We start from the raw sequence: 15922 nt of genomic DNA on the forward strand, positions 1-15922 counted from the left end.
CGGGGTAGCGTCGACCGTTGGTCGACGATCACGCGCAGCGCGGGGTTTTCGCGGCCGACCGGCAGAGCAGTCGACCAACGGTCGACTCTACCAGCGGAGGGGTAGCGTCGACCGTTGGTCGACGATCGCGCGCAGCGCGGGGGTTTCGCGGCCGTCCGGCAGAGCAGTCGACCAACGGTCGACTCTACCGTCCGCTCAGCCGCCAATGGCTATACTCGGGCGCATGAAGATCCCCCATCGCAACGCCATCCTGATTCCGCTGGCAGCGGCCTCGCTGCTGTTCCTGTCCGCCTGTGGCAACAAGGGCCCGCTGGTACTGCCGCAGAAGCCGGTGCCGGTGGAAGAAACGGTCGAGCCGGCCGCTGCGCCTGAAACCACCCCGGAAGCCACCCCCGCCGCGACTCAGCCCACCACGGACGGCAGCCCCTCGGTCACCCCGGACCCGATCAAGCCGGTGGACGGTGGGAATGAGTAAGACCAGCTCCACCGCCCTGCGCTTCAGCAAGATGCATGGCGCGGGCAACGATTTCGTAGTGATCGACCTGCGTGACGGCACCTTGCCGCCTACCCCTGAACTGGCCGCGCGCCTGGCCGACCGCCACACCGGCGTGGGCTGTGACCAGATCCTGACCATCGAGGCACCGCGTGCGGACGGCTCGGTGGCGTCCTACCGGATCTGGAATGCCGATGGCTCCAATTCCGAGCAGTGTGGCAACGGCGCGCGCTGCATCGCGGCCTGGCTGGTGCGCGAGGGCAGTGCGCAGGGCGAGCGCTTCGTGATCGACAGCCCGCTGGCCAGCCACGACGTGCAGGTGCTGGGCGATGGCCGCTTCTCGGTCGCCATGGGCGTGCCGGCGTTCGAACCGGCGCAGGTGCCGCTGGTCGGCTTCGCCCATCCGCGCGACGAGTACCTGATGCCACTGCAGGGCGAGACCGTGCGCTTCGCGGCGGTGTCGATGGGCAATCCGCACGCGGTCATCGAAGTGGGCCTGATCGATGCCGCGCCGGTCGAGCGCGTGGGGGCGCTGCTGCAGCAGCATGCCTCGTTCCCGCAGTCGGTCAACGTGGGCTTCGCCCAGGTGGTCGGTCCTGACCATGCCCGCCTGCGCGTGTACGAGCGGGGTGTCGGTGAAACCCTGGCCTGCGGCAGTGGTGCCTGCGCCGCCGCCGTCACCCTGATGCAGCGCGGCCGCCTGCAGCGCGACGCACGCATCACCCTGCGCGGTGGCGAACTTCGCATCCAGTGGCCGGGCGAGGGCCAGCCGGTGGTGATGGCCGGCCCGACCGCATTCGTCTTCGAAGGGGAGTGGATCGCATGAGTGAGACCGTCGACAAGCTCGGGGGCCATGACGTAGCTGCGTGGTTGCGGCGCCATCCCGGCTTCCTCAAGCAATTCCCGGACCTGGCCCTGACCCTGGTGGTGCCGCGCGATGACGGCCCCACCGCGTCGCTGGCCAGCTACCAGCTGGAAGTGCTGCGCGAGAAGAACCGCGAGCTGGCGCGACGGTTGGCCGATCTGGGCGCCACTGCCCAGGTCAACGAGCGGTTGGCCGTGCGTACGCACCAGCTGACCCTGGCCCTGATGAAGCAGGACAACGCTGCCGACACCCTGCGTGCGATGGCGGCCTCGCTGCAGGAGGATTTTGCCGGCGACCTGGTGCGGCTGGTGGTGCACGCGCCGGTGGCCGGGCTGGAACAGGCCGACTGGCTGCAGGTGATCGCCGCAGACGATGCACAGCTGGGCCCGTTCCGCGATTGCCTGAAGGACGGCGAGCCGATCTGTGGGCGCCTGCAGCCGGAAAAGAACGCCGTGCTGTATGGCGCGCGCAGCGATGAAGTGCAGACCACCGCACTGCTGCCGCTGCCGGGCATCGGCCTGATCGCCGTCGGCAGCCACGACCCCAACCGCTTCTACCCGGGCATGGGCACGCTGTTCCTGCGCATGATGGGCGATGCCCTGGTGGCCGGCCTGAAGCGTTTCGAGCACTGAGCCGGGTCGCACGACGATGAGCGCGGTACAGCAGTTCCTGCAGCACCTGCAGGTGGAACGGCGGATGTCGGCGCATACGCTCGATGCCTACCGCCGTGATCTGGATGCGCTTACCGTGTGGGCCGAGCCGCGCGGCGTGGCGGTGGAGGCGCTGGATGCGGAGATGCTGCGTCAGTTCGTCGCCGACGAGCATCGTCGCGGGCTGTCGGCCACGAGCCTGCAGCGCCGCCTGTCGGCGTGCCGCAGCTTCTACGCCTGGCTGCTCAAGCACGGGCGTATCGAAGTGAGCCCTGCCGCAACCCTTAAGGCGCCACGTGCACCACGGCGCCTGCCGCAGGTGCTCGATGCCGATGAAGCGGTGCAGCTGGTCGAACTGGAGCCGGAAGGCGAACTCGGCCGCCGCGACCGCGCGCTGCTGGAACTGTTCTATTCCTCCGGCCTGCGCCTGAGTGAAGTGTGTGCGCTGACCTGGCGTGACCTGGATTTCGACAGCGGCCTGGTCAACGTGCTGGGCAAGGGCAACCGCCAGCGCCGGGTGCCGTTCGGCCGCCCCGCGCGTGAAGCGCTGCAGGCCTGGCGCGCGGAAAGTGGCGGTGGCCCGGCGACGCCGGTGTTCCCGGGGCGCAACGGGCCGATCAGCCAGCGCGCGGTGCAGGTCCGCATCCGCCAGCTGGCCCAGCGCCAGGGCCTGTTCAAGCACGTGCACCCGCACATGCTGCGGCACAGTTTCGCCAGCCACATCCTGGAATCGTCCGGCGACCTGCGCGGCGTGCAGGAACTGCTCGGCCATGCCGACATCGCCACCACACAGATCTACACCCACCTCGATTTCCAGCATCTGGCCAAGGTCTACGACGCCGCGCACCCGCGCGCCAAGCGCCGCCGGTAGCCCGGCGAGCGCAGCGGTATCTCTGCCTTCGCCCTGAACGGCAGCCATCCGCGCAGGCTTGATCACTCCCGGCGCAGTCCCCACCTCTGGCTCTGTCATCCCGGAGGCATCATGGACCCCAGTCAGAACCCCAACGTTTTCCACGCCACCACCATCGTCTGCGTACGCCGCGGCGAGCACGTGGCCATTGCCGGTGATGGCCAGGTCACCCTCGGCCACACGGTGATGAAGGGCAACGCGCGCAAGGTGCGCCGCCTGGGGCGCGATGGCCAGGTGCTGGCCGGCTTCGCCGGTGCCGCCGCCGATGCCTTCACCCTGTTCGAACTGTTCGAGGCCAAGCTGGAAAAGCATGGCCAGCTGCAGCGCGCCGCCGTGGAGCTGGCCAAGGATTGGCGTACCGAACGCCGCCTGGGCAAGCTGGAAGCCCTGCTGGCCGTTGCCGACAAGGAAACCTCGCTGATCATCAGCGGCACCGGCGATGTGATCGAGCCGGAGGACGGCATCATCGCCATCGGTTCCGGTGGTTCCTACGCACTGTCGGCCGCGCGCGCGCTGATGGCGCACACCGGACTGGATGCGCGCACCATCGCCAGCGAGGCGATCGGCATCGCCGGCGACATCTGCATCTACACCAACCGCAACGTGGTGGTCGAAGAGCTCTGAGGGTAGTGCCGGCCGCTGGCCGGCAACCTCATGAGCCCCCCGCACGCGTGCCTGGTTGCCGGCCAGCGGCCGGCACTACCGACAACGAATTCGTGAGCACATCCATGTCGAAGATCGAAGTTTCCTCCGCCACCATGACCCCGCGCGAGATCGTGCAGGAACTGGACCGGCACATCGTCGGCCAGCACGACGCCAAGCGCGCGGTGGCCATCGCCCTGCGCAACCGCTGGCGCCGCATGCAGCTGCCGGCGGAGCTGCGCAATGAAGTAATGCCGAAGAACATCCTGATGATCGGCCCGACCGGCGTCGGCAAGACCGAGATCGCACGCCGCCTGGCCACCCTGGCCAATGCGCCGTTCGTGAAGGTCGAAGCGACCCGCTTCACTGAAGTGGGCTACGTCGGCAAGGACGTCGAACAGATCATCCGCGATCTGGCCGATACCGCCGTCAAGCTCTATCGCGAGCAGGCCAAGGTGCGCGTGCGTACCCAGGCCGAAGAACGCGCCGAAGACCGCATCCTCGATGCACTGCTGCCACGCCGCAGCGGTGGCATCGGCTTCGATCCGGACGTGGCGCGCAACGAGCCCTCGGCGCAGGACAACGAAACCCGCATCAAGTTCCGCAGGATGCTGCGCAACGGTGAGCTGGACGAGCGCGAGATCGAACTCGAACTGGCCGCCAACGTCAGCATGGACATCATGACCCCGCCGGGCATGGAGGAAATGGGCCAGCAGCTGAAGTCGATGTTCGCCAACCTCGGAGGCGGGGCCAAGGCACACAAGCGCACGCTGACCATCAAGGCCGCGCGCCCGCTGCTGGTGGAAGAAGAAGCCGGCAAGCTGGTGAACGAGGATGACATCCGCACCGCGGCCATCGAAGCCTGCGAACAGCACGGCATCGTCTTCATCGATGAGATCGACAAGGTCGCCAAGCGCGGCGATAACGTGGGCGGCGGTGATGTGTCGCGCGAAGGCGTGCAGCGCGACCTGCTGCCGCTGGTGGAAGGGTCCAACGTGTCCACCAAGTACGGCACGATCAAGACCGACCACATCCTGTTCATTGCCTCGGGCGCGTTCCACCTGGCCAAGCCCAGCGACCTGATTCCGGAACTGCAGGGGCGTTTCCCGATCCGCGTGGAACTGGGCGCGCTGAGCAAGAACGACTTCGTGCGCATCCTGACCGAACCGAAGGCTGCGCTGACCAAGCAGTACGAAGCGCTGCTGGCCACCGAAGGCGTCAAGGTCAGCTTCACTCCCGATGCCATCGACCGCTTGGCCGAGATCGCCTTCCTGGTGAACGAGCGCCAGGAAAACATCGGTGCCCGCCGCCTGCACACCGTGCTGGAACGCCTGCTGGATTCGCTGAGCTATGAAGCGCCGGACCGTGACGGTGAAACCCTGGCCATCGACAGCGCCTACGTCGATTCTCACCTGGGTGAACTGGTGCAGGACCCGGACCTGAGCCGCTACATCCTGTAATGCAGAAGGCCGCCGAAAGGCGGCCTTTTCGTTTGCGCGTACGGCATCCACGCATGGCGTGGATCTACTGCCGGGCCGGCCCGGCGGTTTTCCTTCTGGCGTGCATTGCATCGAACGCGGGCCGCGCTTCGCGCTCGCCGGGCCATGCCCGGCGGATGCGACCCTTACGGCAGCGGCTCGGGAATCGAGCCCGGCACGAACACGCCTTCCTTCACGTAGGCGGCCAGGGTCATGTCCAGCGCGAGCATGCCGTCGCGCTTGAGGTCCATCAGGTCCGGTTCGACCATCGCCCCGTGCAACACGCCCAGGATGGTCGCGTGCAGCATGCGCGCGGCGATCTTCGGGTCGGCGCCGTCGCGCAGCTGGCCCAGATCCTGCGCACGGCGCAGGGCGCGCTCCATCCGCTCCAGCGCATCGCGGAACCCGGACTGCTGCAGCTCGGCCAGCGCCCGGCTTTCCGAGGAGGCATCGCTGCGCAGCATGATTTCCATGGTCTTGCGCAGGCGCTCGTCCTCGGACAGCTCGATGAACGAGTAGATCATCACCGCGCGCAGGTCGTGGATCGGCGTGCGCCGCTCGTCGCTGGAGGTGCGCTCCAGTTCCTGCATGAAGGGCAGGTGCACCCGCTGGATGATCGCCGCCAGCACCTCGGTCTTGTTCTTGAAGTGCCAGTAGACCGCGCCGCGGGTATAGCCGGCGCGCGCGCCGATCATCTCCAGCGTCGTCCGGGCCACCCCGTGTTCATGGAAGCAGGCCTCGGCCGCATCAAGGATGCCTTCGCGGGTGGCCTGGGTGTCCTCTTTGGTCTTGCGCGCCATGGGTCAGAGAGTGGTTAGCAGTGCCGGTGAAACCAGCCTGAATTGTACCGCTTTACAAACAAACAATCATGTATGTATATTTCATCGTCATGCTCCCCGTCGTGTATGCGCGCCTGCCGACGCCTGCGCTGTGCGCGGGGATGCCTGCCCGATGCGACAACCGCGCCCCTGGACCGGGCGGCAGCTGCGTATCACGGCAAGCTGAGAATCCTTTCCCTTCCCGAGCCCCCGCCCCATGCCCCTGACCCGAATCCGCCCCTTCCTGCTGTCGCTGGCCATCGCCGCGACCGTGGCCGCCTGCGGTGGCCAACCCGAACAGCCTCCGCAAGGCCCCGGCCAGGTGACCGTGGTCACCCTGAAGTCGGAAAGCGTGGGCCTGACCCGCGAACTGCCGGGCCGCACCAATGCCTTCCTGGTGGCCGAAGTGCGCCCGCAGGTCAGTGGCATCGTCGCCAAGCGGCTGTTCACTGAGGGCGGCCTGGTGAAGGAAGGGCAACCGCTGTACCAGATCGACGACGCCAGCTACCGCGCCCAGGCCAACAGCGCCCGCGCCCAGCTGGCCCGCGCCGAAGCCACCGCCAATGCCGCGCGCCTGAGCGCCAGGCGCATCACCGAGCTGGCCAAGGTCGATGCGGTCAGCCAGCAGGACCTGGAAAACGCCATCGCGGCGCAGAAGCAGGCCGAAGCCGATGTCGGTGCAGCCAAGGCGTCGCTGGATGCGGCCAACGTCACCCTCGGCTATGCACGCATCACCGCGCCGATCAGCGGCCGCATCGGCAAGTCCAGCGTCACCCAGGGGGCGCTGGTCAGCGCCGGCCAGGCCGATGCGCTGGCCACCGTGCAGCAGCTCACCCCGATCTACGTTGACCTGACCCAGTCCTCGGCCGAACTGCTGCAGCTGCGCCGCGAACTGGCGGCCGGCCGTCTGCAGGACAACCAGACCCTGCCGGTCACCATCCTGCTGGAAGACGGCAGTGAGTTCCCGCACAAGGGCGCGCTGGAGTTCTCCGAAGTGAGCGTGGACCCGACCACCGGCAGCTACGCGCTGCGGGTGAAGGTGGACAACCCCGAAGGCCTGCTGATGCCGGGCATGTACGTGCGCGCGGTGATCGGCGGCGGTGTGCGCGCCGATGCCGTGCTGGTGCCGATGCAGGGCATCGCCCGCGATGCCAAGGGCGATACCAGCGCCATGGTGGTGGGCAAGGACAACAAGGTGGAAGTGCGCCCGGTGAAGGTCAGCCGCGCGCTGGCCGACAAGTGGCTGGTCGAGGACGGCCTGCAGCCGGGTGACAAGGTCATCGTCGAAGGCCTGCAGAAGATCGGCCCCGGCATGCCCGTGCAGGCCACCGAGAAGGGCGCCGCCCCGGCACAGCCGGCCGCCACCCCGCAGCCCGCCGCCCAGCCGGCCGGCGACGCGAAGTAAGCGGAGAATTCCATGGCACGTTTTTTCATTGATCGACCCATCTTCGCGTGGGTGATCGCCATCATCATCATGCTGGCCGGTGCGCTGGCGGTGGTGAAGCTGCCGGTGTCGATGTATCCGGAGGTCGCCCCGCCGGCCGTCGAGATCAGCGCCACCTACCCGGGTGCATCGGCCAAGGTGGTCGAAGACTCGGTGACGCAGATCATCGAGCAGAACATGAAGGGCCTCGATGGCCTGATCTACTTCTCCTCCAACAGCTCGGCCAACGGCCAGGCCACCATCAGCCTCACCTTCGAAGCCGGTACCAACCCGGACATCGCCCAGGTGCAGGTGCAGAACAAGCTGCAGCTGGCCATGCCGCTGCTGCCGCAGGAAGTGCAGCGGCAGGGCATCAACGTGGCCAAGTCCAGCAGCGGCTTCCTGCAGGTCATCGGCTTTGTGTCCAACGACGGCAGCATGGATGCCAACGACATCGCCGACTACGTGGGATCCAACATCGTCGACACGCTGAGCCGCGTGCCGGGCGTGGGCAACATCCAGGTGTTCGGCGGCAAGTACGCCATGCGGATCTGGCTGGACCCGAACAAGCTGCACACCTACAAGCTGTCGGTCGATGAAGTGACCGCGGCCATCACCGCGCAGAATGCACAGGTGGCCATCGGCCAGCTCGGCGGTGCACCGTCGGTGAAGGGCCAGCAGCTCAACGCCACCATCAACGCGCAGGACCGCCTGCAGACCCCGGAACAGTTCCGCAACATCCTGGTGCGTGGCGGCACCGATGGCAGCGAACTGCGCCTGGGTGATGTCGCCCGCGTCGAACTGGGTGCGGAAAGCTACGATTTCGTCACCCGCTACAACGGCAAGCCCTCCACCGGTATCGCCATCACCCTGGCCACCGGCGCCAACGCGCTGGACACCGCCAAGGGCGTACGCACCGCGCTGGATGAGATGAAGGCCAGCTTCCCCGCCGGCCTGGAAACCGTCGTGCCGTACGACACCACCCCGTTCGTGCAGGTTTCGATCAAGGGCGTCATCAAGACCCTGATCGAAGCGATCGTGCTGGTGTTCGTGGTGATGTACCTGTTCCTGCAGAACTTCCGCGCCACCCTCATCCCGACCATCGCCGTGCCGGTGGTGCTGCTGGGCACGTTCGGCGTGCTGGCGGTACTGGGCTTCTCGGTCAACATGCTGACCATGTTCGCCATGGTGCTGGCCATCGGCCTGCTGGTGGACGATGCCATCGTGGTGGTGGAGAACGTCGAACGCATCATGTCCGAAGAGGGCCTGTCGCCGCTGGAAGCCACCCGCAAGTCGATGGGCCAGATCACCGGCGCGCTGGTGGGCATCGGCCTGGTGCTGTCAGCGGTGTTCGTGCCGATGGCCTTCATGAGCGGCTCGACCGGCATCATCTACCGCCAGTTCTCGGCCACGATCGTTTCGGCCATGGCGCTGTCGGTGCTGGTGGCCATCGTGCTGACCCCGGCGCTGTGCGCGACCATGCTCAAGCCGCTGAAGAAGGGCGAGCACCATGTCGCGCACACCGGCCTGCTGGGTCGTTTCTTCAACGGCTTCAACCGTGGCTTCGACCGTTCCAGCGAAACCTACCAGCGCGGCGTGAAGGGCATCATCCATCGCCCGTGGCGCTTCATGGGCATCTTCGTCGCCCTGGCCGTGGTGATGGGCGTGCTGTTCGCGCGCCTGCCCAGCTCGTTCCTGCCCAACGAAGACCAGGGCATCATGATGGCGCTGGTGCAGACCCCGGTCGGTGCCACCCAGGAACGCACGCTGGAAGCGATGGCCAAGCTGGAAGACCACTTCCTGAAGAACGAGGCCGACGCGGTCGAGTCCATCTTCGCCGTGCAGGGCTTCAGCTTCGCCGGCATGGGCCAGAACGCGGGCATGGCCTTCGTCAAGCTGAAGGACTGGAAGGAGCGCGATGCCGACCACAGCGTCGGTGCGATCACCGGGCGTGCGATGGGCGCGCTGGGCCAGATCAAGGATGCGTTCATCTTCGCCTTCCCGCCGCCGGCCATGCCGGAGCTGGGCATCGGTTCGGGCTACACGTTCTTCCTGAAGGACACCAGCGGCAAGGGCCATGACGCCCTGCTGGCCGCGCGCAACCAGCTGCTGGGGGCGGCGGGCCAGAGCACGCTGCTGGCCAACGTACGCCCCAACGGCCAGGAAGACACCCCCCAGCTGCGCATCGACGTGGACGTGGAAAAGGCCAGCGCCCTGGGCTTGTCGGTCAGCTCGATCAACAACACGCTGGCCGCCGCGTGGGGCAGCAGCTACATCGATGACTTCATCGACCGTGGCCGCGTCAAGCGCGTGTACGTGATGGCCGATGCACCGTTCCGCATGAATCCGGACGACTTCAACGTCTGGTCGGTGAAGAACGGGCAGGGCGAAATGGTGCCGTTCAGTGCCTTCGCCACCAAGCGCTGGGATTACGGTTCGCCGCGCCTGGAACGCTACAACGGTGTGTCGGCGATGGAAATCCAGGGCGAGCCGGCATCCGGCGTCGCCTCCGGTGATGCGATGGCCGAGATCGAGCGCATCGCGAAGGATCTGCCGCCGGGCTTCGAAATCGAATGGACCGCGTTGTCCTACCAGGAGCGCCAGGCCGGTTCGCAGACGCCGCTGCTGTACACGCTTTCGCTGCTGATCGTGTTCCTGTGCCTTGCTGCGCTGTATGAAAGCTGGAGCGTGCCGACCTCGGTGCTGCTGGTGGCGCCGCTGGGCATTCTCGGTGCGGTGCTGGCCAACACCTTCCGCGGCATGGAACGCGACATCTACTTCCAGGTGGCGATGCTGACCACGGTGGGCCTGACCAGCAAGAACGCGATCCTGATCGTGGAATTTGCCAAGGAAAACCTGGAGAAGGGCGCGGGCCTGATCGAAGCGACGATGCATGCGGTACGCGACCGCCTGCGTCCGATCATCATGACCTCGCTGGCGTTCGGCCTGGGCGTGCTGCCGCTGGCCATCGCCTCCGGTGCGGGTTCCGGTGCGCAGCGCGCCATCGGTACCGGCGTGCTGGGCGGCATGCTGGTGGGCACGGTGATGGGCGTGTTCTTCATCCCGCTGTTCTTCGTGGTGGTGCAGCGCGTGTTCAAGCGCAGGACCGCGACGTAACCCAAGCCGGTAGCGCCGGCCGCTGGCCGGCAACTGCTGATCGTTTGATGTGAATCCAACGAGGTTGCCGGCCAGCGGCCGGCACTACCTCCTGCCATCCGGCAGTACCGATGGAAGTCATTCCCATGAAAACCGCACCTTTGTTCCTTTCCATCGCCGCCACGCTCGCGCTGGCCGGCTGTTCCTCCCTGGTGCCGAAGGACACCGCCGTTGCCCCGGCCATTCCGTCGCAGTGGCCGGCCGAGGCCAGCCAGGGTGAAGTCACCGACGTGGCCGCACTGGGTTGGCGCGATTTCTTCACCGATGAACGCCTGCGGCAGGTGATCGGCCAGGCGCTGGACAACAACCGCGACCTGCGCGTGGCGGTGCTGAACGTGGAAAGAGCACGCGGCCAGTACCGCGTGCAGCGTGCCGACCGCGTGCCCGTCCTGGGCGCCACCGGCCAGATGGAACGCCAGGGTACCCAGGCGGGTGTCACCGAGCAGTTCACCGCCGGCGTTGGCGTGGCCGATTTCGAGCTGGATCTGTTCGGCCGCGTGCGCAGCCTCAGCGAGGCCGCCCTGCAGCAGTACTTCGCCGTGGCCGCCAACCGGCGCAACGCGCAGCTGAGCCTGGTGGCCGAGACCGCCACCGCGTGGCTGACCTACGGTGCCGATGCGCAGCAGCTGAAGATTTCCGAGGCCACGCTGAAGACCTACGAGGATTCGCTGCGCCTGGCCGAGGCCCGCCATGAACGCGGCGGCAGCTCCGGGTTGGAGCTGAGCCAGACCCGCACGCTGGTCGAAACCGCGCGCACCGACGCCGCCCGCCTGCGCGGGCAGCTGGCCCAGGACCGCAACGCGCTGGCCCTGCTGGCCGGTGGCCAGGTCGATGCGGACCTGCTGCCAGACAGCATCGAACCGCAACTGCTGGCATTGGCCCCGCCGCCGGCCGGCCTGCCCAGCGACGTGCTGCTGCAGCGCCCGGACATCATGGCCGCCGAACACCAGCTGCTGGCGGCCAATGCCAACATCGGTGCCGCGCGCGCCGCGTTCTTCCCCAGCATCACCCTGACCGGCAGCATCGGCAGTGGTTCGAACGAACTGTCCAACCTGTTCGACAGCGGTACCCGCGTGTGGAGTTTCCTGCCGAAGATCACCCTGCCGATCTTCCAGGGCGGCAAGCTGCGCGCGAACCTGGCCGTGGCCAATGCGGATCGTGATATCGCCCTGGCGCAGTATGAAAAGGCGATCCAGAGCGGCTTCCGCGAAACCTCCGACGCGCTGGCGCTGAATGTCAGCCTGGACGAGCAGGTGAGCGCGCAGCAGCGCCTGGTGGAAGCAGCCGAAACGGCCAACCGCCTGTCGCAGGCCCGCTATGACGCCGGCCTGGACAGCTTCGTGACCCTGCTGGACGCACGCCGCACCGCCTACGGCGCGCAGCAGACGCGCCTGCAGACCGAACTGGCCCAGCAGGCCAACCGCATCACCCTGTACAAGGTGCTGGGCGGCGGTTGGCACGAACGCGGCTGAGGTGAACGACATGCCGGCCAGCGGCCGGCACTACCTGGTAGTGCCGGCCGCTGGCCGGCATGTCGTTCACCTGGTGTCAGATCGCTTCATCATCGCGCGGTGCAGCGCGGCAGGAACGTACCCGGGCCAGCGCGTCGCCGGCTTCGCGTGCCATGCGCTCGTATTCGGCACGGATCTCCTCCAGCCGTTCCTCGTCCATTTCTTCCAGATCCAGCAGCTCGTTGTTGGCCTCGGCGGTGGCGCGGATCAGCTCGTCCAGCTTGATCTGCATCGCGGCCGTATCCGAGTTCTGCGTGTGCTGGATCAGGAACACCATCAGGAAGGTGATGATGGTGGTGCCGGTATTGATGACCAGCTGCCAGGTATCGTTGAAGCCGAACACAGGGCCGCTGATGCCCCATACCACCACGATCCCCACCGCTGCCAGGAAGGTCCACGGCGAGCCGGTGGCGGCCGCGGCCTTCTTGGCGATCATGTTGAACAGGTTCCTCGCTTTCATCGTCGTCATTCCACCCGGGTGACGAGGATGATCGGCAGCGGCGCGTGCACGGGCCGTGCAGCCGCGCCGGTACTCAGGCGCGCAGGCGGGGAGCGTCCTGCAGGCGCACGCGGCTGGTCTGGTAGACGTGCTGCCAGCAGCGATCGACGAACTCGCGGGCCTGTGCCTCGCTCAGGCGCGGCATGATCTGCAGCGCGTACTGGGTCTGGAACGTCTCATCGCGCTCGGCATTGCTGGCGCGCGGCTGGGTGATCAACGAATCGCAGGCGAACTTGATCCACGGGACGTAGGAGCCGAACGAATTGTGCGGCAACGCGCCGTCGGCGTGCTGCCGGCGCCAGTGATCGAGTTCAGCATCAACATCGATGACCGGTGGGATGGCGGGGACTTCAGCGTGCATGGCGTTCCAATTCGGTTGGTGACAGGGAGTGGGGGGTCATCGCAGTGTGGCGCAGGTGCCGGTGCATGCAGTGTCAGCGCGGTGTGCAGCCGGTGTTGCCGTCGATCAGCTGCGCGTGCGGCACCGCGCCGAGGTCTTCGGCCATGTCGGCCAACGCGTTGCTGCGCCGGGACAGGGGGCCAAGTGATGCCACCGTAGGCGTGCGGTGCGAAGGCGGTGTCAGCAGCGCGTGTGCAGCGTATGCAGCTGACTGTGCGCCAGTGCCCAATAACGCCCGCAGAGGCAGCCGGCACAAGGCTGTGCCGGCGCTGAAGTGTTCATGTTGCTGGATGAAGCGTCGCGTGCAGGCGCTTATTCGCCGATGTCTTCGTTCCAGATTTCCGGATATTGCGCAATGAAGCCACCCAGCAGGTCCACGCATTCCTGGCTGTCCAGGTCGATCACGTTGACGCCGTTTTCGCGCAGCCAGTCGATGCCGCCCTGGAAGGTGCGCGATTCGCCCACCACCACCGTACCGATGTTGAACTGGCGCACCAGGCCCGAGCAGTACCAGCAGGGCGCCAGGGTGGTCACCATGATGGTGTCCTGGTACCGGCGCTGGCGGCCGGCCTTGCGGAAGGCATCGGTTTCGCCATGCACGGACGGGTCGCCTTCCTGCACGCGGCGGTTGTGGCCGCAGCCGAGCAGGCGGCCGTCGTTGTGGTACAGCGCCGCGCCGATCGGCACGCCGCCCTCGGCCAGACCCTGGCGGGCTTCGGCGATGGCGGTCTGCAGCAGGGCCTGGTAGTCGGGCGTGGTGATCATGCGGGGCTCCGGTGGGTCATGGGCCGCCATGATAAGGCCCGGGTGCCCCGCAGCGGCCCCGGCGGTGCGATAATCAGCCCATGAGCGAATCCCCCTACAAATCCGGTACCACCCATTTCGGGTTCCGCGACGTGGCCGCCAAGGACAAGCAGAAGCTTGTCGGCGAGGTGTTCACCTCGGTCGCGCGCAACTACGACCTGATGAACGACCTGATGAGCCTCGGCGTGCACCGGGCCTGGAAGCGCTACTACGTGGCCACCGCGCAGGTGAAGCCGGGTGACCGCGTGCTGGACCTGGCCGGCGGCACCGGCGACATCGCCGCCCTGCTGAAGGAGCGCGTGGGCGCCGAGGGCTCGGTGGTGCTGGGTGACATCAATGCCGGCATGCTGTCGGTCGGCCGTGACCGCCTGACCAACCGCGGCCTGGTGCTCGGCCTGGACTACGTGCAGTGCAATGCCGAAGCCCTGCCGTTCCCGGACAACAGCTTCGACCTGGTGACGATTGCCTTTGGCCTGCGCAACGTGACCGACAAGGACGCCGGCCTGCGCGAGATGTACCGCGTGCTGAAGGTGGGCGGGCAGGCCCGCGTGCTGGAGTTCTCCGAAGTCACCGCCGACTGGTTCAAGCCGATCTACGACTTCCACTCGTTCAGGATCCTGCCGAAGCTGGGCAAGCTGTTCGCCAACGATTCGGACAGCTACCAGTACCTGGCCGAGAGCATCCGCAAGCACCCGCCGCAGGACGAGCTGAAGGCCATGATGGGGCAGGCCGGGTTCGAGCGCTGCCATTACAAGAACCTGACCGGCGGCATCGTTTCGATCCATTCCGGCTACAAGCTGTAAGCCCGCGGTTCCGGTAGTGCCGGCCGCTGGCCGGCATCGGCGCAGTGCATGACCGGGCACGAGGTTGCCGGCCGCTGGCCGGCATTCCCGGTGCTGTGGCCTGCCATACCCCGCACCGCGCAACGCGTCCGGGGCGGGGCGAGGTACCATTGGGGTTTGATCCCCGTAACGGTCCCGATTCATGCGTAATCCGCTGATGCTCCTTCCGCTGGCCGTGGCCCTGGCCGCCGGCTGCTCCCAGGAGGCGGCCGCGCCCGCCGCCGCCCCGACTGCCGAAAAGGCCCCTGCCGCCCCCGTGAACGCCGAGAACCGCAGCCACGACGAAAGCTCGTACGCCGAGCCGGACAAGGTCGTCATCAAGGACATCGCGCTGGATCTGAAGCTGGACTTCGACCAGAAACAGATCGGCGGCACCGCCACCTACACCCTGGAATGGAAGCGGAAGGACGCCCAGCAGCTGGTGCTCGACACCCGTGAGCTGAGCGTGTCCAAGGTCGAGGCCATCTCCGCCGATGGCGCGCGCAGCGAACTGAAGTTCGAACTGGCCCCGGTCGACAAGGTCTTCGGCAGCAAGCTGACCATCGAAGCGCCGCAGCAGCCGGCCAAGGTGGAAGTGACCTACCACACCGCGCCGACTGCCTCGGGCCTGCAGTGGCTGGAGCCGTCGATGACCGAGGGCAAGAAGCTGCCCTTCATGTTCAGCCAGTCGCAGGCCATCCACGCCCGTTCCTGGGTGCCGTTGCAGGACACCCCGAGCGTGCGCTTCACCTACAGCGCACACGTGACCTCGCGCCCGGACGTGATGGTGCTGATGAGCGCCGACAACGATCCGAAGGCCGCGCGTGACGGCGACTACACCTTCAAGATGCCGCAGCCGATCCCGTCCTACCTGCTGGCCATCGCCGCCGGTGACCTGGTGTTCGAGCCGATTTCCGGCCGCTCCGGCGTATGGGCCGAACCGACCATGGTCAACAAGGCCGCCAAGGAGTTCGAAGACACCGAGAAGATGATCGGTGCCGCCGAGAAGCTGTACGGCCAGTACCGCTGGGGCCGCTACGACATGCTGGTGCTGCCCCGTCGTTCCCGTTCGGCGGCATGGAAAACCCGCGCCTGACCTTCGCCACCCCGACGGTGATCGTCGGTGACAAGTCGCTGGTCTCGCTGGTCGCCCATGAACTGGCGCACAGCTGGTCGGGCAACCTGGTGACCAACGCCAGCTGGAAGGACATCTGGCTCAATGAAGGCTTCACCACCTACGTCCAGGGCCGCATCACCGAAGCACTGTACGGCAAGGAGATGGCCGAAATGGAAAAGCAGATCGACCAGACCGATCTGCTGGCCGAAGAGAAGGACATGAGCCCGGCCGACCAGGCGCTGGCACTGCCGCCGCTGAACGAGCGTGACCCCGACGAGGCTGCTGCTGGTGCCTGCACTGCCGGCCACGCCGCTGCCCGAACACACGCTGGACCA

The 15922-nt window shown here is 66.9% G+C and carries 14 protein-coding genes and 1 pseudogene; 11 read left to right on the forward strand and 4 right to left on the reverse strand.

Annotated elements, in window-relative coordinates:
- Positions 1–223 precede the first annotated feature (223 nt).
- From lptM to hslU, 6 genes are all read left to right on the forward strand, one after another.
- Entirely contained in the window at positions 224–475 is a 252-nt protein-coding gene (lptM, locus tag ACQKDV_RS11875) for an LPS translocon maturation chaperone LptM (protein ID WP_427783938.1), read from the forward strand.
- Complete coding sequence (gene dapF, locus ACQKDV_RS11880; protein WP_427783939.1) at positions 468–1319, forward strand: diaminopimelate epimerase; 852 nt, start codon at positions 468–470, stop codon at positions 1317–1319. The genes lptM and dapF overlap by 8 nt, the downstream gene beginning before the upstream one ends.
- On the forward strand, positions 1316–1990 hold the full coding sequence (locus ACQKDV_RS11885; RefSeq protein WP_427783940.1) for a DUF484 family protein: 675 nt from the start codon (positions 1316–1318) through the stop codon (positions 1988–1990). The genes dapF and ACQKDV_RS11885 overlap by 4 nt, the downstream gene beginning before the upstream one ends.
- 16 nt (positions 1991–2006) lie before the next feature.
- Positions 2007–2879 carry a tyrosine recombinase XerC gene (gene xerC / locus ACQKDV_RS11890; RefSeq protein ID WP_427783941.1) on the forward strand — a complete coding sequence of 291 codons (873 nt, stop codon included), beginning with the start codon at positions 2007–2009 and terminating at the stop codon, positions 2877–2879.
- A 111-nt stretch (positions 2880–2990) separates the two neighbouring features.
- Entirely contained in the window at positions 2991–3542 is a 552-nt protein-coding gene (gene hslV, locus ACQKDV_RS11895; protein ID WP_427783942.1) for an ATP-dependent protease subunit HslV, read from the forward strand.
- A 104-nt stretch (positions 3543–3646) separates the two neighbouring features.
- Positions 3647–5020, forward strand: a complete 1374-nt coding sequence (gene hslU, locus ACQKDV_RS11900) for an ATP-dependent protease ATPase subunit HslU (protein ID WP_427783943.1) — start codon at positions 3647–3649, stop codon at positions 5018–5020.
- A gap of 164 nt (positions 5021–5184) precedes the next feature.
- Here the strand turns inward: hslU and ACQKDV_RS11905 are convergent, their stop codons facing one another.
- A complete protein-coding gene (locus ACQKDV_RS11905; RefSeq protein WP_427783944.1) occupies positions 5185–5838 on the reverse strand; it encodes a TetR family transcriptional regulator in 654 nt (217 codons plus the stop codon).
- Between the two features lie 235 nt (positions 5839–6073).
- Here ACQKDV_RS11905 and smeD point away from each other — a divergent pair, with 235 nt between their 5' ends.
- From smeD to smeF, 3 genes are all read left to right on the forward strand, one after another.
- Complete coding sequence (gene smeD / locus ACQKDV_RS11910; RefSeq protein WP_427783945.1) at positions 6074–7261, forward strand: multidrug efflux RND transporter periplasmic adaptor subunit SmeD; 1188 nt, start codon at positions 6074–6076, stop codon at positions 7259–7261.
- A 12-nt stretch (positions 7262–7273) separates the two neighbouring features.
- A complete protein-coding gene (gene smeE, locus ACQKDV_RS11915; RefSeq protein WP_427783946.1) occupies positions 7274–10396 on the forward strand; it encodes a multidrug efflux RND transporter permease subunit SmeE in 3123 nt (1040 codons plus the stop codon).
- 110 nt (positions 10397–10506) lie between these two features.
- On the forward strand, positions 10507–11907 hold the full coding sequence (gene smeF / locus ACQKDV_RS11920) for a multidrug efflux RND transporter outer membrane subunit SmeF (RefSeq protein WP_427783947.1): 1401 nt from the start codon (positions 10507–10509) through the stop codon (positions 11905–11907).
- 76 nt (positions 11908–11983) lie between these two features.
- On the opposite strand, the gene ACQKDV_RS11925 is transcribed toward smeF, so the two are convergent.
- The 3 genes from ACQKDV_RS11925 to ACQKDV_RS11935 all read right to left on the reverse strand — a co-directional run bounded on the left by ACQKDV_RS11925 (position 11984) and on the right by ACQKDV_RS11935 (position 13610).
- Positions 11984–12406 carry a low affinity iron permease family protein gene (locus ACQKDV_RS11925; RefSeq protein WP_427783948.1) on the reverse strand — a complete coding sequence of 141 codons (423 nt, stop codon included), beginning with the start codon at positions 12404–12406 and terminating at the stop codon, positions 11984–11986.
- Positions 12407–12479: 73 nt separating this feature from the next.
- Positions 12480–12806: a hypothetical protein gene (locus tag ACQKDV_RS11930; RefSeq protein WP_079223409.1), complete on the reverse strand. Its 327-nt coding sequence runs from the start codon at positions 12804–12806 to the stop codon at positions 12480–12482.
- 351 nt (positions 12807–13157) lie between these two features.
- Positions 13158–13610, reverse strand: a complete 453-nt coding sequence (locus tag ACQKDV_RS11935; RefSeq protein ID WP_094002387.1) for a nucleoside deaminase — start codon at positions 13608–13610, stop codon at positions 13158–13160.
- 80 nt (positions 13611–13690) lie between these two features.
- On the opposite strand from ACQKDV_RS11935, the gene ubiE reads away from it, so the two are divergent.
- Both ubiE and ACQKDV_RS11945 read left to right on the forward strand, forming a co-directional pair.
- Positions 13691–14452, forward strand: a complete 762-nt coding sequence (ubiE, locus tag ACQKDV_RS11940) for a bifunctional demethylmenaquinone methyltransferase/2-methoxy-6-polyprenyl-1,4-benzoquinol methylase UbiE (protein ID WP_427783949.1) — start codon at positions 13691–13693, stop codon at positions 14450–14452.
- A 181-nt stretch (positions 14453–14633) separates the two neighbouring features.
- Positions 14634–15922, forward strand: a pseudogene (locus ACQKDV_RS11945) (M1 family aminopeptidase/hydrolase); the annotation flags it as partial.

Source organism: Stenotrophomonas sp. NPDC077659 (assembly GCF_050268705.1).
In the GTDB taxonomy this organism is placed as follows: domain Bacteria; phylum Pseudomonadota; class Gammaproteobacteria; order Xanthomonadales; family Xanthomonadaceae; genus Stenotrophomonas.

Bases quoted from the DNA above. Each gene is read 5' to 3' on its own strand.
- lptM (WP_427783938.1), top strand. From the start codon at position 224: ATGAAGATCCCCCATCGCAACGCCATCCTGATTCCGCTGGCAGCGGCC.
- dapF (WP_427783939.1), top strand. From the start codon at position 468: ATGAGTAAGACCAGCTCCACCGCCCTGCGCTTCAGCAAGATGCATGGC.
- ACQKDV_RS11885 (WP_427783940.1), top strand. From the start codon at position 1,316: ATGAGTGAGACCGTCGACAAGCTCGGGGGCCATGACGTAGCTGCGTGG.
- xerC (WP_427783941.1), top strand. From the start codon at position 2,007: ATGAGCGCGGTACAGCAGTTCCTGCAGCACCTGCAGGTGGAACGGCGG.
- hslV (WP_427783942.1), top strand. From the start codon at position 2,991: ATGGACCCCAGTCAGAACCCCAACGTTTTCCACGCCACCACCATCGTC.
- hslU (WP_427783943.1), top strand. From the start codon at position 3,647: ATGTCGAAGATCGAAGTTTCCTCCGCCACCATGACCCCGCGCGAGATC.
- ACQKDV_RS11905 (WP_427783944.1), bottom strand. From the start codon at position 5,838: ATGGCGCGCAAGACCAAAGAGGACACCCAGGCCACCCGCGAAGGCATC.
- smeD (WP_427783945.1), top strand. From the start codon at position 6,074: ATGCCCCTGACCCGAATCCGCCCCTTCCTGCTGTCGCTGGCCATCGCC.
- smeE (WP_427783946.1), top strand. From the start codon at position 7,274: ATGGCACGTTTTTTCATTGATCGACCCATCTTCGCGTGGGTGATCGCC.
- smeF (WP_427783947.1), top strand. From the start codon at position 10,507: ATGGAAGTCATTCCCATGAAAACCGCACCTTTGTTCCTTTCCATCGCC.
- ACQKDV_RS11925 (WP_427783948.1), bottom strand. From the start codon at position 12,406: ATGAAAGCGAGGAACCTGTTCAACATGATCGCCAAGAAGGCCGCGGCC.
- ACQKDV_RS11930 (WP_079223409.1), bottom strand. From the start codon at position 12,806: ATGCACGCTGAAGTCCCCGCCATCCCACCGGTCATCGATGTTGATGCT.
- ACQKDV_RS11935 (WP_094002387.1), bottom strand. From the start codon at position 13,610: ATGATCACCACGCCCGACTACCAGGCCCTGCTGCAGACCGCCATCGCC.
- ubiE (WP_427783949.1), top strand. From the start codon at position 13,691: ATGAGCGAATCCCCCTACAAATCCGGTACCACCCATTTCGGGTTCCGC.